The 20,815-nt window shown below is 59.7% G+C and carries 18 protein-coding genes; 14 read left to right on the top strand and 4 right to left on the bottom strand.

What is annotated here, in order from left to right; all coding sequences use genetic code 11:
- The first annotated feature begins 4 nt into the window (after positions 1-4).
- The 12 genes from AC3ITY_RS16345 to AC3ITY_RS16290 all read left to right on the top strand — a co-directional run bounded on the left by AC3ITY_RS16345 (position 5) and on the right by AC3ITY_RS16290 (position 11,959).
- Positions 5-1,123 carry a WD40/YVTN/BNR-like repeat-containing protein gene (locus AC3ITY_RS16345; RefSeq protein WP_320394974.1) on the top strand — a complete coding sequence of 373 codons (1,119 nt, stop codon included), beginning with the start codon at positions 5-7 and terminating at the stop codon, positions 1,121-1,123.
- 51 nt (positions 1,124-1,174) lie between these two features.
- Positions 1,175-3,649 carry an efflux RND transporter permease subunit gene (locus AC3ITY_RS16340; RefSeq protein ID WP_489303604.1) on the top strand — a complete coding sequence of 825 codons (2,475 nt, stop codon included), beginning with the start codon at positions 1,175-1,177 and terminating at the stop codon, positions 3,647-3,649.
- Positions 3,646-4,992, top strand: a complete 1,347-nt coding sequence (locus AC3ITY_RS16335; RefSeq protein WP_489303602.1) for an MFS transporter — start codon at positions 3,646-3,648, stop codon at positions 4,990-4,992. The genes AC3ITY_RS16340 and AC3ITY_RS16335 overlap by 4 nt, the downstream gene beginning before the upstream one ends.
- 140 nt (positions 4,993-5,132) lie before the next feature.
- Entirely contained in the window at positions 5,133-5,606 is a 474-nt protein-coding gene (locus AC3ITY_RS16330; protein WP_489303600.1) for a VOC family protein, read from the top strand.
- Positions 5,607-5,672: 66 nt separating this feature from the next.
- Positions 5,673-6,197, top strand: coding sequence for a nuclear transport factor 2 family protein (locus AC3ITY_RS16325; protein WP_489303598.1), 525 nt, complete (start codon positions 5,673-5,675; stop codon positions 6,195-6,197).
- A gap of 137 nt (positions 6,198-6,334) precedes the next feature.
- Entirely contained in the window at positions 6,335-6,691 is a 357-nt protein-coding gene (locus tag AC3ITY_RS16320; RefSeq protein ID WP_489303596.1) for a DUF4286 family protein, read from the top strand.
- 20 nt (positions 6,692-6,711) lie between these two features.
- Entirely contained in the window at positions 6,712-7,203 is a 492-nt protein-coding gene (locus AC3ITY_RS16315; RefSeq protein WP_489303594.1) for a VOC family protein, read from the top strand.
- A 73-nt stretch (positions 7,204-7,276) separates the two neighbouring features.
- Positions 7,277-8,152, top strand: coding sequence for an SMP-30/gluconolactonase/LRE family protein (locus AC3ITY_RS16310; protein ID WP_489303592.1), 876 nt, complete (start codon positions 7,277-7,279; stop codon positions 8,150-8,152).
- A 70-nt stretch (positions 8,153-8,222) separates the two neighbouring features.
- Complete coding sequence (locus tag AC3ITY_RS16305) at positions 8,223-9,014, top strand: SDR family NAD(P)-dependent oxidoreductase (protein WP_489303590.1); 792 nt, start codon at positions 8,223-8,225, stop codon at positions 9,012-9,014.
- Between the two features lie 54 nt (positions 9,015-9,068).
- Positions 9,069-9,812 carry an SDR family NAD(P)-dependent oxidoreductase gene (locus tag AC3ITY_RS16300; RefSeq protein WP_489310741.1) on the top strand — a complete coding sequence of 248 codons (744 nt, stop codon included), beginning with the start codon at positions 9,069-9,071 and terminating at the stop codon, positions 9,810-9,812.
- 192 nt (positions 9,813-10,004) lie between these two features.
- On the top strand, positions 10,005-10,988 hold the full coding sequence (locus AC3ITY_RS16295) for a LysR family transcriptional regulator (protein WP_320394984.1): 984 nt from the start codon (positions 10,005-10,007) through the stop codon (positions 10,986-10,988).
- Entirely contained in the window at positions 10,985-11,959 is a 975-nt protein-coding gene (locus AC3ITY_RS16290; RefSeq protein ID WP_320394985.1) for a LysR family transcriptional regulator, read from the top strand. The genes AC3ITY_RS16295 and AC3ITY_RS16290 overlap by 4 nt, the downstream gene beginning before the upstream one ends.
- 47 nt (positions 11,960-12,006) lie before the next feature.
- Here AC3ITY_RS16290 and AC3ITY_RS16285 read toward each other — a convergent pair whose 3' ends face one another.
- On the bottom strand, positions 12,007-12,561 hold the full coding sequence (locus AC3ITY_RS16285) for a nuclear transport factor 2 family protein (RefSeq protein WP_489310738.1): 555 nt from the start codon (positions 12,559-12,561) through the stop codon (positions 12,007-12,009).
- 124 nt (positions 12,562-12,685) lie between these two features.
- Positions 12,686-15,031, bottom strand: coding sequence for a CocE/NonD family hydrolase (locus AC3ITY_RS16280; RefSeq protein WP_489310736.1), 2,346 nt, complete (start codon positions 15,029-15,031; stop codon positions 12,686-12,688).
- Between the two features lie 150 nt (positions 15,032-15,181).
- Here AC3ITY_RS16280 and AC3ITY_RS16275 point away from each other — a divergent pair, with 150 nt between their 5' ends.
- On the top strand, positions 15,182-15,826 hold the full coding sequence (locus tag AC3ITY_RS16275) for a TetR/AcrR family transcriptional regulator (protein WP_489310734.1): 645 nt from the start codon (positions 15,182-15,184) through the stop codon (positions 15,824-15,826).
- Positions 15,827-15,907: 81 nt separating this feature from the next.
- Here AC3ITY_RS16275 and AC3ITY_RS16270 read toward each other — a convergent pair whose 3' ends face one another.
- On the bottom strand, positions 15,908-18,172 hold the full coding sequence (locus AC3ITY_RS16270) for a CocE/NonD family hydrolase (RefSeq protein ID WP_489310732.1): 2,265 nt from the start codon (positions 18,170-18,172) through the stop codon (positions 15,908-15,910).
- Between the two features lie 141 nt (positions 18,173-18,313).
- Complete coding sequence (locus AC3ITY_RS16265) at positions 18,314-20,053, bottom strand: CocE/NonD family hydrolase (protein ID WP_489310730.1); 1,740 nt, start codon at positions 20,051-20,053, stop codon at positions 18,314-18,316.
- A gap of 116 nt (positions 20,054-20,169) precedes the next feature.
- Between AC3ITY_RS16265 and AC3ITY_RS16260 the strand changes: the two genes are divergently transcribed.
- Positions 20,170-20,769, top strand: a complete 600-nt coding sequence (locus tag AC3ITY_RS16260) for a TetR/AcrR family transcriptional regulator (protein WP_489310728.1) — start codon at positions 20,170-20,172, stop codon at positions 20,767-20,769.
- The last annotated feature ends 46 nt before the right edge of the window (positions 20,770-20,815 follow it).

Genomic DNA, 20,815 nt, shown 5'->3' with positions numbered 1-20,815 from the left:
CGGTATGAATAACAATAACAACAACAATGAAGGCGTCGACGGGTCGCGTCGCGGGCTGTTACTGCTCGGGATGGGCCTGGGTCTGCAGGTGCTGCTGGCGCCGTCCATGGCGTCCACAGTCGCAGCGTTCGCCTCGGCAGCCATGTCCGGCCCGCTGAGCGAACCGGCCACCATGACCCCGCGGGCCGCACACGCTGTGCTGACCCGTGTGGTACTGGCCGGTGAGCGGCTGGTGGCGATCGGCGAGCGCGGCATGGTCGTGCTGTCCGACGACGGTGGACGGCAGTGGCGGCAGGCCCACGTGCCGGTCAGCGTGACCCTGACATCGGCGAGTTTCGTCGATGCCCGTCAGGGCTGGATCGCTGGCCACAGTGGTGTTGTGTTGCATACCTCTGACGGAGGCGAAAGCTGGTCGCTGCAGACCGACGGGGTGGCGCTTGCCAAGGCTGCCCTGGAACAGGCCCGGGGCTTGCCTTCCGCCAATGCCGACCGCGATCACCGCATCCAGGACGCCCAGCGTCTGGTGGAGGACGGTGCAGACAAACCATTGCTGTCGATTTGCTTCGCCGACGCCCGGCGCGGAATGGTAGTGGGCGCGTTTGGCCTGGCAGCCGCCACTGACGATGGCGGCAAGACCTGGACGCCTTGCCGCGAGCGCCTGCCCAATCCCATGAGCATGCATCTGTACGCCGTTGCCCGCCATGACAAGACCTGGGTGGTGGCCGGAGAGCAGGGCGTGCTGATGCGCAGCCGCGACGATGGCGCCAGCTTCGAATCACTGGCAGCGCCTTCCGAGCGCACCTTGTTCACCGCGACGGCCACACGCAACGGTGGTTTTGTCTGCGCCGGGTTGTTGGGCGCAGCGTGCCGCATCGATCCCGGCAGCTCGGCCGTCAGTCCGATCGGGTTGTCGGCGCCATTGACGATCCTGTCCAGCGTGGAACTTCGCGATGGCCGGGTGATGCTGCTGGCACAGGGTGGGCGAGTCCTTGCCAGTAGCGACGGTGGTGCCCACTTCACCGAGCAGCCGCTGGCGCGGCGCGATCCTCTGACCTCGCTGGTCGAAGCCGCAGACGGTGGCCTCGTTGCCACCAGCCTGGGCGGAGTCGCCCGGCTTGGCTGACGACCTGCAACTCCCCGATCACGCGATGCGCTATAGAACGAGTCCTACGATATGACCACAGTGAAACCACCCTCGACCGCGGCTTGCCGGCTCGAAGACTTTGATTCGCGATCGGGCTCGCCGCTCGAACGCGCCGTTTTCAACCACCGCATCCTGGTGCTGTTGCTGTGCGTGCTGGCGACGGTTCTGCTGGGCGTCAGCGCCTTGGGCCTGAAGCTCAATGCCAGTTTTGAGAAGACCATTCCGACGGGTCACCCGTACATCACCAACTACCTGGCGCACAAGAAAGAGCTGACCGGCCTGGGCAACTCGGTGCGCATCGCGGTGGAAGCCCGCAAGGGCAACATCTACAACGCGGGCTATCTGGAAACCCTGCGCCAGATCAACGACGCCGTTTTCATGCTGCCGGGTGTGGACCGGGCGTTCATGAAGTCGTTGTGGACACCCAATGTGCGCTGGACCGCAGTGACCGAGGATGGCCTGGATGGCGGTCAGGTGATCCCTGCGCATTATGACGGCTCGCCGGCCAAGCTCGAGGAGTTGCGCATGAACGTGCAGCGCTCCGGCGAAATCGGCCAGTTGGTCGCGGCCAATGGCGGTTCCACCGTTATTCAGATACCGCTGCTGGAGCATGATGCCGCCGGCACGCCACTGGACTACGCGGCCCTGTCCGAACAGCTGGAACAACTGCGTGCCAAGTACAGCAGTGACGAGGTGGCGATTCACATCACCGGCTTTGCAAAGCTGTCCGGCGACCTCATGGATGGCATGCAGGAGGTGATCGGGTTCTTCTTTATTGCCCTGGTGATCTGTGCCGCCATGGTGTTCCTGTACAACCGCGACGTGATCAGCACGGCGCTGGTGGTGATTACCTCGGTGACCGGTGTGCTGTGGCAACTGGGCCTGCTGCCCCTGTTGGGTTACTCGCTGAACCCTTATTCCATGCTGGTGCCGTTCCTGATTTTCGCCATTGGTATCAGCCATGGCGCGCAGAAAATGAACGGCATCCTCCAGGACATCGGGCGTGGCACGCACCGCTATGTCGCGGCGCGCTTCACCTTCAGGCGCCTGTTCCTGGCCGGCCTGACCGCTCTGTTGGCTGACGCCGTGGGCTTTGCGGTGCTGCTGATGGTCGACATCCCGGTCATCCGCGAACTTGCCATCGCCGCGAGCCTGGGTGTGCTGGTGCTGGTGATTTCCAACCTGATTCTGCTGCCCGTGCTCCTGAGCTACGTGGGTGTCAGTCGTAAAGCAGCCGAGCGGGCCGTGCGCCGGGAATCGGCCAACGCAGCGGGGCAGAGCAGTGCTTTCTTTAACTGGCTGATCAGCTTCACCGAGGGACGACGAGCCACGTCGGCAGTAGTGGTGGCGGCTGTTCTGGCGGTGGTGGGGGTTGCCGTCGGCACCCAGCTGAAAGTCGGCGACCTCGACCCCGGGGCTCCGGAGCTGCAAGCCGATTCGCGCTACAACCGCGACGTGAACTACCTGACGAAAAACTACGGTGCGAGCAATGACCTGTTTGCCGTCATGGTCAAGACCTCCGAGGGCAATTGCAGTCAGTCCAATGTGCTGCGCCGGATCGACCAGCTTGAATGGGAATTGATGGATCTTCCCGGCGTGGAGTCCACCCAGTCGATTGCGCGCCTGCAACGGCGCCTGATGGTGGGCATGAACGAGGGCAGCCCGTTGTGGTACGACTTGCCGGGCAACCAGAACATGCTCAACACCATCACCGCACGGGCACCCCGTGAACTGTACAACGAAGAATGCAACCTGCTGACGGTGTACGCCTACCTGCGTGACCACCGCGCTGAAACGCTGCAGCAGGTGGTCGACCTGGTCGAGCGCTTCGCCGCGAAAAACAATGATAAGGACGCCACCTTCCTGCTGGCGGCCGGTTCGGCTGGCATCGACGCCACCACCAATATCGTGGTTCACAAAGCCTGGTACCAGATGCTGTTCATGGTCTACGGGGCGGTGGCGATGCTGTGCTTCATCACCTTCCGCTCCTGGCGGGCGGTGCTGGTGGCGATGCTGCCGCTGATGCTCACCTCCATTCTGGCCGAGGCGTTGATGGTGGCCCTGGGAATGGGCGTGAAGGTCGCGACCCTGCCGGTGATCGCCCTGGGCGTGGGCATCGGTGTGGATTACGCGCTGTACGTGCTGAGTGTGACCCTGGCCCGCATGCGTGCAGGCGCCACCCTGAAGCAAGCCTACGCCACCGCCTTGCAGTTCACCGGCCGGGTGGTGTTGCTGACCGGTGTGACCCTGGCGGCAGCCGTGGCGACCTGGCATTTCTCCAGTATCAAGTTCCAGGCGGACATGGGCCTGCTGCTGGCGTTCATGTTCCTGTGGAACATGCTCGGCGCGTTGGTACTGATTCCGGCCCTGGCGCGTTTCCTGCTCCCCGGCGCACGTGAAGGCGCCATCGTCGAGGCTACCGATGCCGCGCCCCAGCCTGCCGCATCGACGCCCGTCCCGGCTGGCCAACCTGAAAAAGTGGTGTACGAGAGATGCCTGTCATGACTGATCTGATAAGTGCTCAACTATCCGGCAAGCGACAAGTCAACGTGACGCAAGTCATTGAAGGCGGCCAGTTCAATTCGTTCAGCCTGCGCGTGGCAGTGATCTGTTTTCTCGCGATCGTGTTTGACGGTATCGACAGCGCGCTGTTCGGTACGCTGCTTCCCGCCATCATGGCCGACATGAAAATGGGCCCGGCCCAAGCGGGGATTCTCGCGAGCGTGGGGCATATCGGGGCCGTGGGCGGTGCCATTCTCTTTGGCGTGGCGGCTGATGCCATTGGCCGCAAGCGCATGATGCTGATCGGCATGACGGTGTTCATCACCTTCACGGCAGCCTGCGGTCTGGCCCAGGGCGCCGTCGACTTCGCCATCTACCGCTTCATCGCCGGTTTCGGCCTGGCGGGTATCGTGCCGATTGCCATCGCACTGGTGTTCGAATACACGCCGGGCAAGTGGAAAGCCATGGTGTCCAGCGTGTCCTATACCGGCATCTCGGTGGGTGTGTTGTTATCGGCGGTGATTTCGATGGCCATTCTGACCACGGTCGGATGGCGGGCGATATTGCTTGGAACCTTCGTGTGCATCGTCCTGGTTCCGGTTGCTCTGGTGTGGCTGCCCGAGTCAATGTCGATCCTGGTGAAGAAGGGCAACAGCGCAAGCATTCGCAGGATCCTGGTCCAGGCCGATCGACAGTTTGTGCCTGCCATCGATGAGCAATACAGCCTGCAGGAAGCACCGTCCGCCAAGGTGCCGCTCAAACACCTGTTCCAGGGCGAATATGCGCGCAACACGTTGTTTCTCGGCATCGGCATGCTCTGCATCATGATGATTGCCGTGACCCTGACGACCTGGATCGCGCAGCTGATGGTGCAGCGTGGTTATTCGCTGACCACCGGGGTGTCTTTCATCCTGGTCTTTACCTGCAGCAACTTCATCTCCACGCCGTTGGCCGGCTGGATGGCAGACCGAATGGGTTACAAGAAGGTGTTTGCCATCTACATGCCCGTTCTCTTTGTTTCGATCGCGCTGATCGGCGTTATCGAGAACCCGACGGCCGCATTGATCTGCATGTTTTTTGCCGGGTTCGCCGCAATGGGCGCCACCTGCATTTTATTGCCCTATGTCGGCTCGCTGTATCCCTTGAGTTTTCGTTCATCGGCGATGGGCGTTATTTACGCCATTGGCCGGGTCGGACCGATCATTGGCCCAGCGATAGCCGGTTTCATGCTGGCCGCAGGCATCAGTGTGCCGGTCATTCTGATTTGCATGGCTGCACCCAGTCTGGTGGCGCTCATGGCTTTTCTAATGGTTAAAGAAGTTTCTTCGCAGCCTGATCAACCGTAAAGAATTTGCAGTGTTGAGGCGGGTTTGCGTGCGCTGTTTCTCGTTGTTTGCATAACGTGACTTCGAACACAGCTGTTTCAGAGTTTCACCTTAAGCGTTGTTCCAATTTGCAGTACCACCTAAAAACAAAGGAAATAAACATGGATCGCTACATCAACCGTCTGTTCCACGTCTGCATCACCGTTGCCGATATCGAAGCGGCACTTGAATTCTATTGCAATGTGCTCGGGCTCGAGTCCATCGGCAAGCTGCGGGGCGAAAGGGCGCCAGGCGAAATCCTCGGTTTCCCTAACCAGATCATTGAAATCCATGCTGATCACCTGGTCGGCAAGGAAAAGGAAAACGCGACCGTCATCGATCTGATCGAGTTCGTTGAGCCAAAGACCGTCGTCAGCTCCACCCCATCTGCTCCACTTAACCATGCCGGCATCAACCGTATGGCGTTTGGTGTGGACAGCACCGATGCCATCTATGAGAAGCTGAAAGCGCGTGGCGACATCGTTTTCCTGTGCGAACCACAAACGGTGATTGCGCCAACCGGTGGCAAATTCAAGATCCTGACCTTCAAAGACCCCTTCGACAACGTCCTGGAAGTCATTGAATACTGCAAGTAATAGGTCATTGTTCGAAATGCCAGTTGCATGCGAATTCTCTTACTCTGGCAAAACGGAGAGATTTAAATGAGTGTTGCACAAGATAAATCCGAAATTATTGACGTCATCAACCTCTATGGCGTGGCGCTGGACGCTCACGCCTGGGACTTGCTGGACGAGGTGTTTACCGAAGATGCCCACGCTGACTTCGGTCCGGCTGGCGCGGTCTGGAAGTCGGTAGGTGCGCTGAAGTTCGCGTTCAAGGACTTCCACGAAACCCTGACCAATCACATGCACACGATGACCGGATCCTGCGTGCACGTGGACGGAGACACCGCCTATGCACTGACCTATGGCGACTGGTTGCTGTCGCGCGATACCGCGGTGGGCGGTCCCGACTGGGTTGGCCGTGGCTGGTATGACGACGTACTGGTTCGCACTGACAAGGGCTGGCGCATCAGCAATCGCGTGTGCCGCCTGATTTCCTGGACCGGTAACCCGAATGTGCCTGAGCCAGCCTACGAACAGCACCCGGTGATGACCACTCACACGCTGCGCAGTCATCGTGAAGAAGGCAAAGTCCGATTCTTCGAAGCCATCGCCAAGAAGTAAAAACTAAAAAGTAATAATTAAAAGTAACTGTGGGCCCACTTCCGGTTTTCGAACGGAAGTGGTCTGGGGTTTCTTTTGCCCGAATTTCCTTAATGTTGCTCTTGATTAGAGCAACTTTTCATACCGGACGCTGAAAAATGAGCAACCAGACAGTTATCTGGACAGTTGGCATCAATTGCCAGGCTGAAGACGAAGAAAAGTTCAATGCGTGGTACGACGACGTTCATGTGCCAATGCTGTTGCAGGGCGACTTCGTCAAAAAAGTCACCCGTTTCAAGCTGGCCGAAGAGACCTATCACGTCGGCACCGTCACCCAGGCTTGCCCGACTTATCTGACGGTTTATGAGTTCGATAATCAGGCCAAATTTGAAGCCTGGATGAATAGCCCGGCGCGCATCGAAGCCGGGGAAGATAAAACCAAGACATGGGGCGACAAAGTCTATGACGTCCAATGGGCAACGCGCTACAACCTCACCAACACTTGGAATGGTTAATTAACGGACGGTAAACAGTTATGAACGCATTGGTAAAAAAACTGCTGCATGTTTGCATCACCGTCCCGGACGTTGATCAGGCCCTGAAGTTTTACCGGGATGTACTGGGTTTTGTTTCCACCTTCGAAACACGCACCGACGAAGCGGACGGTCCGCTGCTGGGTTTTGCCGAAGATGAAATCAGTATCTATGCGCACCACATCCTGACGGCGGGCGCAGATCCAAAACACGCCACCGAAATCAATCTGATCGAATACACCAAGCCCGCCACCATCATCGGTGACGGCCCTTATGACTTGATGAACCAAGTGGGTATTACCCGTTTGGCGCTGCTCGTTGAAAACACCCGGGAGGCCTTTGAAAAGATCAGTGCCTATGAAGGTGTCGAAGTCGTTTGTGAGCCCAAAGACATCATCATCCGCAAGCCTGGCGGCAATCTTACGATGACCTGGTTCAGCTTCAAGGACCCTTACGGTGTGTTCATCACCATCGCCGAACCCCCAAAGGCCTGAACAAGGTTTGCTTCAAGGTTGCGGTTCAGCGTCGGATCGCTCCATTGCAGTTCAATAGAATCCGGGAGATAACATGCAGATCGATGTTCTGGTGGATGTAAAGACCACCATCGGTGAAGGTCCTGTATGGGACGTGCAGGAGCAGCGCCTGTACTGGATCGACGTGGTCGGTGGTCGCGTGTTTCGCTGCACCGCCGACGGCCGTGAAGTTCGGACGTGGGAGATGCCTGACACCATTGGCTCCATGGCGCTGCGCCGCGATGGCGGGGCTATCGTTGCGCTCGGCTCGGGTTTTCACTTGCTTGACTTCAACACGGGCGAGACGGAGTTGATCGCCAACCCCGAGGCTGACAAACCGCACAACCGCTTGAACGATGGCAAGGTCGATGCGCGCGGGCGCTTCATCGTTGGCAGCATGGACACCCGTGAAGGCTTTGCCGACGGCTCATTGTTTCGCGTCGATCCCGACCTGTCGGTGCATACGCTCGACACAGGTTTTGCGATTTCCAACGGTCCCTGCTGGAGCCCGGACGGGTCGACATTCTATTTCTCGGACACCTTCTCCGGTGAAATCTGGGCCTATGACTACGACCTCGATACCGGCGCCATCGCGAACCGTCGCACCTTTACCAAAGCAGGCTTCACGCCGACCACAGCCACCGACGGCTCGACCGTCGACGCCGAGGGCTTCCTCTGGAACGCCCAGGTCTACACGGGCAAGCTGTGCCGCTTCGCGCCTGACGGCAGCCTGGACCGTGTCATCGAAATGCCGGTGAAGAAGGTCACGAGTGTCAACTTTGGCGGACCAGATCTGGACACGCTGTTTGTCACCTCCATGGCCAAGCCCCCGTTGCCGCGCTATCCGGGTGACAACATGATGCGCGGCAGTCTGTTCACCATTCGCGGCCTTGGTGTGCAAGGGCTGCCTGAACCGCGTTTTGGTGGCTGATCGGATTAGCGCCGAACGAAATTCGGCGCACCTTTGAAAGTGTGGATTCTTAAGGTACAGGATCGTTGCGATGGCCGAGTTCAAAGACAAGGTAGTACTGATTTCAGGAACCGGCGGGCGTATGGGGCGAATAGCTGCGCAGATGTTTGCCAGGGAAGGCGCAAAGGTGCTCGGCTGCGATATCTCAACTCAGCGATCTGAGGAAACCTGCAGGCTGGTAAGGGAGGAGGGTGGCGAGATTTTTTCGTTGGAGCCTCTCGATCTAGCCAATCCCCTGGATGCGCAGCGATGGGCCGATGAAGCCATATTACGCTGGGGTCGAATCGACGTCCTCTATAACAACGCCGCGGGCGTCAGCATCGCACCTTTTGAAAACGCCTCGATTGAGCATTGGAATTACACGATTCGCAATGAGCTAACGATCGCCTATGTGGCCGCTCGGGCGGTTTGGCCGCAGATGCGGTCTCAGAAAAAAGGCGTGATAGTCAACGTGGCATCGATTGCTGGCCATCTTGAGCTATCCGGTTTTCCTGCCGTTGCTCATGGTGTGGCTAACGCAGGCGTCATGGCGCTTACCCGTATGCTTGCCGCGGAAGGCGCACCACATGGCATTCGCTCGGTGAGTATCAGTCCAGGGCTGATTGCCGACCCGGACGCGCTGCCATCCCCAATACTTGATGAGTACGGCCTGCCGAAAGCGCGACCGCTGTGGCGCCATGCCGCACTGGGCCGGCCGGCCCGCGCGGAAGAGATTGTCGAAACGGCTGTCTTTCTTGCATCAGACAGGGCGTCCTATATTACCGGCACCGACGTAGCGGTAGATGGTGGAATGTCCAGCATCATCTGGAGATCAGAGGCATAAGCATTCAGACGCCAGACATTTTGAATCGACTCTCAAGGCGCTAAAGGTAAAAACATGCAAACCCACGAAAATCGCGTCGCCATTGTTTCCGGTGCCGCTAAAGGCATTGGACAGGAACTGGCGATTCAACTCGCCCAGCGTGGTGCCGTGTTGGCGCTGCTCGATATCGCCGATCTTTCCCAGACCTGCGAACGGGTTCAGGAGGCCGGTGGCAAGGCCATCGCCATTCATTGTGATGTCAGCAAGGAAGAGGACTGGATCGCTGCCGGCGAGCTGGTCAGGAAGGAATATGGTCGCTGTGACATCCTGGTGAACAACGCCGGGATTTACCCCAATGTGCATATCGATGACATGGACTTTGAAACCTGGCGCCGGACCTTTGCGATTAACCTGGACAGCATGTTTTTAAGCGCCAAGGTCTTCGTGCCGATGATGCGTGAGAACCATTGGGGGCGCATCGTTAACCTGTCTTCAACATCGATCGTCACCAACGCCGTGGGCGTCAGCCACTACATGGCAACCAAGATGGGCATCATTGGCTTTACCCGCGGGCTGGCCAACGATTTGGGCAAGGACTTCATTACCGTCAATGCCCTTGCGCCGGCACTGACTGCGACACCCGGTACCAGTGGATTACCCGATGCCGTACGCGAAAGCGTCGTCAATCAGCAAGCGTTCAAAAGAATGGCAGTGCCCAACGATATCGTCGGGCCGATCCTGTTTTTGACCAGTGACGATGCGCAGTTCATGACCGGTCAATTGTTGGCCGTCGACGGCGGCATGATGAAAGTCTGCTAAGCGACGACAACGCATCTCCCTGTAGGAGCGAGCCTGCTCGCTCCTACAGGGGGTTGGCAATCCGACCGGCATTGCCGGCGTCGTTCTGCCGGGCACTGCACTGGCAAGCCATTCCCGATATGGATACAGTACGACTCTTCGCAAATTTGCTGATTGCTTATAGCAAGAAAAAAACAAGAGACGATCCCGCGCATGATGCTCCCGAAGTTGATGCACATCCGCATGTTTGTTGCCGTGTACGAGGAAGGTTCTTTCACCGTAGCTGCCAGCCGGGAAGGGCTGGGCCAGTCCGGCGTTTCCGCGCACGTGCGGCAGTTGGAAACCCAGTTGGGCGTACGTCTGTTCGCCCGGGACCGCGCGATCATCCCGACGCCGGCCGGCCATGCCTATTACCGACAATGTGTGCAGTTGCTGCGCCTGCATGAGAGCGCCTGTAACGCGGTTGGTCACCGCGCAGAGCCCACAGGCGGCTCGCTTCGCATCGGCATGATTCCAACCATGAGCCGCTCGGTGTTCAGCCGGGCACTCCTGGCTTTTGAAGCGGCTTATCCCAACGTTTCCGTGCACCTGACCGAAGGTGCCGGCAGCGTGATTGCGACCGCGGTGCGCCGCGGCATGCTGGATTTCGCCATCACCCAGCGTATGTCTTATGAGGCGGGCGGAGCCGCGGGGCTGGTCACGTCCTTGTTCACCAGGACACCTGCGTTCCTGGTGTCCTCGCCTGATTCAGGTTTGCCCCATTGCGAGCCGGTGCGCCTGCGCGATATCAAGGACTTGCACCTGGTGCTGCCTGTCGGGCGACGGCCGTTGCTGGAACAGTACCTGATCGACCACAAGGTCGAGATCGTACAGCGGCTCAACTGGTTCGAGTCCATGCTCGGCGCCATGGATCTGGTGCGTTCCAGTCACTGGACGGCGATCATTTCCGGGCTGTTCATCGCCGATGATTTGCGGCGCCGACGCTTCACCCTCAATCCGCTGGCCGATCCCATTCTCTGGGACGACATGCTGCTGGTAGAGCCGGCGCGCAAGCCCTTGTCCAAGGTGGCCGAAAACTTCATCGGGTTTTTGCGCAAGGCCACCGAGGATATCAACGCGATCCCGATTCGCATCGCCCATGGCGAGCAGTTGCCCAACCTCGACCCCTCGTCCGCTTCCAATGAGATTTCGCCATGAATGACTCGCTGCCCGGTCTGCGGGAGATGCAAATGTTCGTGGCGGTGTACGAGACACGATCGTTCACCGCGGCGGCGGCACGTGAGTTCGCCACTCAGTCGGGCATCTCCCAGCACGTTAAACAGATCGAAGAGATGCTCGGCGTGCAGCTGTTCGACCGGCAGAAAGGTGTGGAGCCGACCGAGGCCGGCACCTTGTTCTACCTGCATTGCCTGGAGGTGCTGGAGGCCAACTCAAAAGCCCTGTTGGCCCTGGACAGCTTTGAGCAGGGCCTGGCTGGTGAGGTCCGGCTAGGGGTCACGCCGACACTGGCAACCTATCAGCTCGCGCCGGCCTATCTGCGCCTGATGGCGCAAAACCCCAACGCCTCTGTCGCTGTGATCGATGCGCCCAGCAATATGCTGATCGACATGGTCCGCGCCGGCGAACTCGACTTTGCAATCATTCCGTCGATTTCCCAGCCGCCGGCGGATCTGGAGACCACTGTATTTGCCGCTACACCGGCGTTTCTGGTCTCGTCGATTACCCATGACAGTGGCTTCGAGCATGGCGAGTTAATTGAACTCGACGAGCTGACGGGCCACAAGCTGCTGGCGCCTGACAGTCGCGAATATGCACAGTGGATCGGTTCGCAGCTGGAAGCGCTTACAGGGCCGGGGCCTTGTTACCAGCTCGACGCGGTACTGGCCACGCTCGACCTGATCAGGCAGAGCGAGTGGATGGCGATTCTTCCCGGCTTGCTGTTCGTTCACGACTTCGGTGCGGATCCATCGGAGCGGGATTTCAGGCTCAACCCCTTTTCCGGTGCCGGCCTTACGCTGGAGCTGTTGTTGGTGCAGCCGGCGCGGCAAACGCCTTCAGCGTTGATGCTGGAAGCGATCAGTGCAGTCCAGCAGGTGACCCAGGAGCACATCAAGCTGCTGAGTGGCTTTCGGTCAGGCAACCAGTCGGCCGTTCGCAGGCTGCAATGAACCAGGGAAGGGGACCAGAGGGGCATTGCCCCTCTGGTGAACATCGATCAAGCGTCTGCGAGTGATTTGGCTGCCATCGGGGTGCCCGAGAAGCCGGCCACCTTGCGCAGAACCCGATCGGTCCCGTCGCGGGGACTGCCGGAAGCGTCCGGATGATCGTCGAACCAGTTTCCTCTCGGATAGCGGTACATCAAATCAACCATGAGACGGCGCTCGGCGATTAGCCAGACGCCATCGCGACGCTCAAAACGATCGAAGTAGCGCGCCCATAATTTAACCGTGTCGCCATTCCAGTGATGCCGCTCGGAAGCGGCATGGTCGGCCTGCAGGTAGGTTTCGACATAGGCGACTTCCGGGCCATCGAATTCGACCAGGCTATTGCCGAGGAAATGCTGGGTGCGATTGAATCGTGGCATTTCATCAGTCAGGAATTGAAAGAATCCTTCGGCCCCTCCGACATGCAGGCTTTCAGGGAAATGGATGTAGGCATCCTTGTGGAAGGCGCCACGCACCAGTGACATGTCGATCCGATCCAGACCACGGCAATAGCGCAGCAGGACATCGTGGATTTCGGTGCGCGCGGCGAGTTCTTCGAGGGTCATGGTTATCTCCTGTACTCATTGTTATTGGACATGCAGCTTTCGACCCGCGGCCTCGTAACTCAACGAGCCCGCGATGTGGCTATCGAATCAATGTTCGGTTTTGCTCAAGTGACGCCGGACAGACTTACGAGCCCTGCGCCGCAACGATGGGCAATTGGATAAAGCCCGGGCGATCCGGCCCTGTATGAATCGTGTTGCGCGCGCCGTCGTGGTAGGCACTGTCATAGCCGTGGCGGGGGCCGTGATCGACCCCGTCGAAGGGCTGAATGTCTACGCGCAGGCGGTATCCCTTGCGGATCAACGCGGTATTGGGAATGATCTCGATTTCAACCGGCACCACTTCGTCGCGTTCAAGCGGTGCGTAGTCGGCTTTGCGGTGCGTGTGCTTGACGGTGTACCGGGTCGAACGTGATGCATCGATCTTGCGATGGGACGCTTTCAACCAGCCCTTCGCCAGCGGGAAATTGGGCACGTTCATTCCCATGGTGGTCGGGCCCGCGTAATCGACCTCGCGGCCGGTCTCGTCGAGTACCCGCAGGCTGACATAGATGTCCATGTCCTCGCTGGTGGAGGACACCCACAGCTTCGCTTTGCCATAACCGGCAAACACCATGTCTTCGTTCACGGGATCACTGATGAACGAGATGCCCGTTTTCCAGATTTCCAGTACCGACGGCGGTTTGACGGGCAGGAAGCAGGGCGGCATGCCGGTGCGAAGCTCCAGCGCAATCTCTGCAGAATAATCCGCTTGGCCATCGACCACCGGCGGCGTCAGCGACAGGCGCAGGAAATCATCGCGATGTTCGTCTCCCTGCCAGTCCGATGGCGTGGCGTCGAAGAACCATTGGGGATAGTGGGTCCGTGCAATCGGCCATTCGTTTTCTTCCTGAATCCAGGAGGCGCCATTGCCGCTGCGGATCTCCAGGCGCACCGGCGGCGTGTCCATGATGCTGTTGTCGACACCTTTCAACCAATGGTCGAAAAACGCCCGGTGATCGGCGATGGCGGTTCGTGAATAGGCTTTGGTGAACCAGTCTTCCCAGAAGTCGATTTTTTTCGACGCCGTGTTCGTGGCGAGATACGCCTCGCTGCTGCCGAGTTGATGGAAGTGCGCCATGTGGGTGGTGCAGGCGATGGACCAGAGCGGCACCTTGACCTTGCTCATGTCCGGGCTCATCAAGATCGTCGAGCGGGGACCGAATGCCTTGCTGGTGTCCGAGTCCCTGAACGTGGACTCCTTGAGCATCCCGATAAAGTCGACTGCATTGGGTTCACCGCACACCGCCGCCAGAACGCCAGCCTTATACCAGTGGGTGAAAAACTCTTCATTGAGGATGCCGCCGGTGTAGGCCACTTCATCGTACAGGTCCACATCGGTGCCGATGGCGATCATCGCTTTCAGGTGCCGCGGTTCAAGACTGGCTGCTGCGTGTTGGCTCATGGCGTAGTACGACATGCCCCACAGCCCGACATTGCCGTTGGACCAGGATTGCACGCCGGCCCAGTCAATCGCATCGCGAAACGCCTCGGCCGTCTCTATGCCAAAGGGCGCGAGTGTGCCCGGATTTTTACCCGAGCCTGGGCCGTCGACGCGCACCAGCACGTAGTCATGGGGCACCCAGTCCACCGTGTTGGCGGTTTCGTGATTCTCGAAGACCTGCCCCTCGGGATTGCCATGGAAGTAGCGTTCCTCCATCTCTTCATGGGCATCAAACCCGGCGTAGTCGGCGATCGAGTGATGATAGAACGCCCGACCATAGGGACCGCAGTTCATGATGACCGGAAACTTGCCTTCCTTGGCCGGGCGGAACACATCCGCGTAGACAAACAGGCCGTTTTGCAGCGGGATTTTCACGTCTTTGAAACGCTGGATACCGAGGATGTGGCGACGCACTTCATTGCGGGCAGTCGCCACATGGCAAAGCTGGCGCGGCGTGCGATCGGTGAAGACGCCAGCGTCCGAGAGCTCGGCGAGGAGTCTCGCGATCAAGGGGTCCTGCTCGAACTCCAGAACGGGATCCAGGGCCAGGCCGGCAAAGGAAATGTCGTGGCGCAAATTGATGCGGTAATGGCCAATGACTTCGTGGGCTTGGGGGGCAATGCAGATGCCGCCGTCCAGGTTGCCATCGCGGTCAAGCGAGCACAGCAAGCGTGCAATGTTGGTCAGTCCAGGATCGAGCAGCTTGTGGATGTTGCCATCCACTCGACTGACAATTTCTGCGAGGTTGATGCGGGGTGCGCCCATTGCAGAACCGATCGAGGTGTTGCCGACCAGGAAGGCAATCCGTTCACCCTTGTGGTAATGGAACTCGCCCTTGTCGTTGGTCAGCCCGCTGAGGGTAGGGGTCTGGTATCTAAGGCCGGCCACGGGCCCGGAAAAAATGCCTGTTTGCAGCGTGCTTGATTGCTTGCCGATGCTCTTGGCCAGCGCCGGATCGGCGGGGGTAAAAGTCTGCGGGGTATCGCTCATGAAGAGGTCCTCTTGTGGTGCAGATCTTGGTCTTGCTCAGTGCAGCGAGGCGAGTGTAGGTCCAAAAAATCAGAAACTCAACACGTGTTGAGTTATTCGGTGTAACCTTTGTCCATCGCGAAACAACGAAGAACAGGAAGCGTCGGCGCCATGAAAATCACAGAAGAACCAGGCTCAGCGGCAACCCGGGAAATCAGGACGGGGCGGCGTAAAGGTTCGGGCAGCAGTCGGCAGACAGTGCTGGATGCCGCACGCGCCCGTTTTGCCAGCGATGGATTTGCGGCGACCACGATGCGGCGCGTGGCCGCCGATGCCGGCGTCGACGTGTCCATGGTCATGCAGTTTTTTCGCTCGAAAGACGAGTTGTTCGCGGCCGTCATGAACATCCCGGAGTCGGCGCTGGAGAAGCTGAGTGCGGTTTTCGACGGCACCGACGAGCAACTGGGAGTGCGGGTCGTTCGCGCTTTTTTCCAGGCGTGGGAAGGGGCGCCCGCGGAGTCGGAGCCACTGATGGCGATGCTCAGGAATGCGATGGTGAACGAACAGGCGCGTCAGCATCTGCGCGACTACATCGAGTCCAGGTTATCGGCGGGGGGCAGCGAGTCCCTTGGACCCGATGCGCGCCTGCGGGCGGGCCTGGCGTTATCCATGCTCGTGGGGCTGGTGACCGGGCGACAGATCATCGGCGTGCCGGTGCTTGCCACGGCCAATCAGGAGACATTGGTGGCAATGGTTGCGCCGGCTATCCAGCACATCCTTTTGCCTGCCAGCCAAGGCGCAATAGCCACTGACTGATCCGCAGCTGCTTCCTAGTGTCCACCCCGTTCGCAGGGTGGACACCATCGTTGAGCCTCCGTGGCTACTAAAGCAACGCGCTTACTGGGGAACGATAGGCAGCTGCAGGTAGCTTGGATGTTCCGGGCCGGTGTAGATACGATTAACCGCATCGACGTGATAGCTCTCGTCGTAGGCACGAACCGGTACGCCCGCCGGCGCATAGGGCTGGATATCCACCAGCAGGCGGCAACCTTTGCGGATCATCGCGGTGCTGGGGTTGAGGCCGACTTCGACCGGCACGATTTCGCCGCGTTGCAGGGGTGCGCTGTCCTTTTCCAGGTGGGTATGTACCGGCCAGTACTCGGTGGTGCGTTCGGCATCGAGCTGGCGGCGAGACACTTTCAACAAGCCATGGCCCACCGGGTGAATGTGCACCGGGTCCACCGGAAGCACCACGGATTCGTAGCGGATCTCCCGGCCTTGCTCATCGAGGACGCGCAGGGACACGAATACATCCATGTCCGCGCTGCTCGATTCCACCCACAGACCTACCTTCATATAGCCGGCGAGCACCAGGTCTTCGCTCATCGGTTCGCTGACAAAGGAGATGCCCGTTGACCAGCGTGGGGTGCCGTCACTGGAGCCCGCCGGTGCGATCGTGGGCGTGCCCAGATCAAGATGGGCGTCGTACTTGGCGCTGCCTTTTTCGGCGGGCAGGGCTTCAGAAATGCGCAGCAGGTCGGGGCGACGATCATCGTTCTGCCAGTCCGAAGGCCGGGCATCGAGGTACCAGCGGCGGTACTGGGTGCGCTCGATCGGCCATGCATTTTCATGCAGAACGAAGTGCGCGCCGTTGCCAGTCCGCACCTGCACCCGTACCGGTGCCTCATCCATCTCGCCGTTGTCGATGCCCTTGAGCCAGTAGTCGAAATAGCGCATGTGTTCGCTGAGGGACTTGTTGCTGTAGGAGCCGGGGAACCAGGCGTCGGTGAAGTCAAACTTGCGTGCCTTGGAGGCGGTGGACCGGATGAAGGTTTCGCTGCTGCCCAGTTGGTGAATGATCGCACCCACTTGAGGGCCGACGATCCACACTGGCGCTGTCGCCTTGCTCAGATCGGGGATCATGAAGATGCTGCCGCGCGGGCCATAGGCCTCGGGGTCGTTGAACGGTGTGGCCAGCACGCGGGCCATCCACGGGGTTTCAGGGCGGTCGCCACAGTGGTTATTGCCGGACCAGACCTTGTACCACCAGTTCCAGAACCCGGCGCCGAAGATGCCGCCGCCATACAGGGCCTCGTTATAGATATCGGCATCGGTGCCTTGCGCGATCATGGCCTTGAGGTGCGAAGGTTGCAGACTGGCCACGCTGTGTTGGGCCATCGCCAGGTAAGACATGCCCCACAAACCGACATTGCCGTTCGACCAGGGTTGGGCACCGGCCCACTCGATGGCGTCGTAATAGTCTTCGGCTTCCTGGACGCTGAAGGGGGCCTGCTTGCCCGGGCTCTTGCACACGCCGCGTGCGTCCACACGGATGCAGACGTAACCCTCCGGTACCCAGACCGAGGTGTCGACGGTCTCGTGGTTTTCGTATTGGGCGCCGTCCGGATTGCCGGAGAAGTAGCGGTCCTCCATCTCTTCCTTGCGGATGACGTCGGCGTCGTTGCAAATGCAGTCGTGGTAGAAGCTCTTGCCATAGAAGCCTTTACTCATCACCACAGGATGACGGCCTGCGGATGCGGGGCGGAACACGTCCGCGCAGACGTAGGAGCCATCGCGCAACGGAATGCGCACATCGGTCATCTTGATGATGCCGCGAATATTGCGTCGCAGTTCGTTGCGGCTGGTGGCGGCATCGCACAGCGTGCGTGGCGTTTTGGCCGTGAATACACCGGGCGTGGCATTGAGCGTTTCGAGGATTTGCAGCAAGGTCGGATCATTGGCAAAGCCAACGCCGCCACCCTGGCCCATAGGCATGACCGGCGGACTGAAATTGATCGGCGCAGAACCGACGAGCTTATGCACAACGGGTGCAATCCTGACGCCCGACTCGATGTTGCCATCCTGATCTAGGGTATGGACGAAGCGGGCCAGGTTGGTTACCGATGGGTCCAGCAGCTTGTCGATCTTGCCGTCCACGCGGTTGGCCAGTTGCGCCAGGTTCAGGCGAGGCGCGGCTTCGATGGCGCCCAGTACAATCCCGCCCACCAGGAAGGTGATGGCTTCGTTGGCGCGGTACTGGAATTCGCCCTCGTCGTTGGTTACACCGGACAGCGTCGGTGTCTGGTATTTCAGACCGGCGATCGGGCCGGCAAAAACACCTGTCAAAACAGGGCTCAGAGCGGGTACAGGAGACGTATTCATGGATGTTTCCTAAAGAAGGGCTCGGCGCGTCGGTCGTTCCGCACGGTGCCGAGGCGGTCTTTCAAATAAGTGCCCTTAGCCGCAAAGCGCCCGACCGACTGGTCGTGGCGCTATGCGCAAAGGGCAGGGTGCCAGCCGCCGTCAATCCGCCAGGATCGGCAATTGCAGATAAGAGGCGTATTTGCCACCGGTATGGATCACGTGCTGCCCGCTGTTGGCGCCAACGTATTCGGCAATGCCTGGCATCAACGTGCCCGAGAGGTTGCGCGAACTGATGATGAAGCGCAGTTGTTCACCCGGGTGGAACGCCATGCCGATCGGGAGCAGGTCGATTTCGATGTTCACGACTTCGCCCGGCGCAAGCTTCTCGATGCGGTCGAAGCTGTGGGCGGGGACGTCATCGGTGGACAGGTTGTCGTCCAAGTGGCGCGTCGACACCCGCAAGCGCCCATCCGAGCCTTTGTAGCAAAGGACGGTGGCGCCGTGATCGGTGAGGTCATGAATCCTCGCGCTCTGGTTATGCGCAGTGAACTGCTGGAGCGGGGAGCCGAACCTGTCGAGTTTCTGGATGAGCACGAACAGGTCCATGTCATCGGCGCCGCGTGCCTCGACCCACAGATTTGCCTTGGGATAGCCCACCATCACCGTTTCCTTGTCGAAGCGCGTGATGAAGGAAACCACATCGGGATTGACGCCGACGTCGTACATCGCAGGCACTTCGCTGGCTGGCGCTGCGGGGTTGAGAATGCGCGCAGCGCCGTCGAGGTACAGTTTGGTCGAAACCGCTTCCTTCGGCGGGAAAGCGTCGGCGGGTACGTTGACCTGGTCACCGCCCTGGAAATCATGGACCGAGTAGCGCACGTGGGGAGTGGCCTCCCAATCATTGTCGATGTCTTTGAGGTAGCGATCGAAGAAGCGGCGCAGGTCTTCCACGTTGGCTTCGTCGTAGTAGTCAGGCCATTCCTGGCTGTTGTGGATGCGCAGCCATTTGTCCGCGGAGGCCAGGCGCCGCCAGGCGCGGAAGGTGCCTGCGGTGTGCAGGGTGTTGGAGTAACTGGCCACGACAAAGGCCGGCACGTTGATGCGCTCGAACTCGGGGATTTTGTTGGCCCATAGCTCGTTGATCAGCGGGTAGCGTTCGGCTTCGGACAGGATGTCTTCTTTGCGGTTCTTGCCGAAAAAACTGCCTTCCTGGAGCAGGCGGGCGAAAGCGGTGTCCGGCATGCCGCCGCGCATCACCAGATCGCGGTAGACATCACTGACGCCTTCCCAGGGGTTGATCGCCGCGAGGTGTTTGGGCTGTTCGGCTGCGGCGAACCATTGTGAAACGGCGAGGTAGGAGGTGCCGCTCATGCCGACCTTGCCGGTGCACCAGGACTGCTCTGCCAGCCATTCGATCAGGTCGTGGCTGTCGCGGCCATCCTGGCGGTCCCAGAGCACGCTGTCGCCTTCGGAATCCACGCAGCCGCGAATGTCGGGGTTGCAAATGGCATAGCCGTGGGCGCACCAGTAAGCCGGGTCCGGCGCTTCGAATTTTGCCAGTCCCGAAACGACGGAGTTGCTCAGCCCGACCAGGCCAAAGACACCCATCACGCTCATGGAGGTGCCCTGGCCTTTGCCATAGGGGCTCCACGCCACGATCACGGGGACCTTCTCGGCGCCGGCGGGACGGAAGACATCGACATAAATGGTCACGCCGTCGCGCAGGGTCACGGCCACGTCTTTCTCGAACACGATATCAACCGGCAACGGGCGGAATGGCGGTGCGATCTGAAAACCTGCCTTCAGCGTGCGGGTACCTGGTTCAAACGCAGTGAGAAGGCCGGTTCTGCCCGCCGGCAGCGGGTGAGACGGTACGAACATCTTTTGGCAGTCACTCATGCGAACTCCTTATATTTGTTTTTTGTTTCGGGACCGATTGCAGTAAGGTACGGCGGTATGGAAATTAATTCAACACGTGTTGATATATTGAATTCGCAGGAAATCAGGGTGAGCCTATGACTAAAGAATCCACTCCCGCGCCGCGCCGTGGACGGCGGCCAGGACCCAACAGCACGCGGCAGGTGGTGCTTGACGCGGCACGGGCGCGCTTCGCCAGCGACGGTTTTGCCGGCACCACCATTCGCCTGGTGGCGGCCGATGCTGGCGTCGATGTCGCCCAGGTGATGCAGTTCTTCCGTTCCAAGGACGAGCTCTTTGCAGCAGTGATGGCTATTCCGGCGTCCGCGCTGCAGCGCTTCGATGCGCTCTATGAGGGGCCGGACGAGCACTTGGGCGAGCGAGTGGTGCGCGCCTTTCTCGCCGGGTGGGAAGGCATAGCCGAAGAGTCCGAACCGCTGATGGCCACGCTGCGCGGGGCGTTCGTCAATGACCAGGCTCGCGAGCAGTTACGCGGCTTCATCCAGTCCCGATTGCTGACGGGCACCAGTGACCACCCCGACCCTGAAGCCATGCTCCGCTCCGGTCTGGCCGCTTCGTTACTCGTGGGCATGGTTGTGGGTCGGAGGATCATCGGGGTGCCCATCCTGGTTGCCGCCGACTCGGAAGAACTGGTCAGGATTGTCGGTCCTGCCATTCAGAAGATTCTCGTGCCCTAAGCTGAACATCAAAGTGTCTGGTTGAACAACCGGGCGGGGACGTGCA

The sequence above is a fragment of the Pseudomonas sp. GL_091 genome (assembly GCF_057837725.1).
This window is presented reverse-complemented; position numbering and strand designations above follow the sequence as displayed.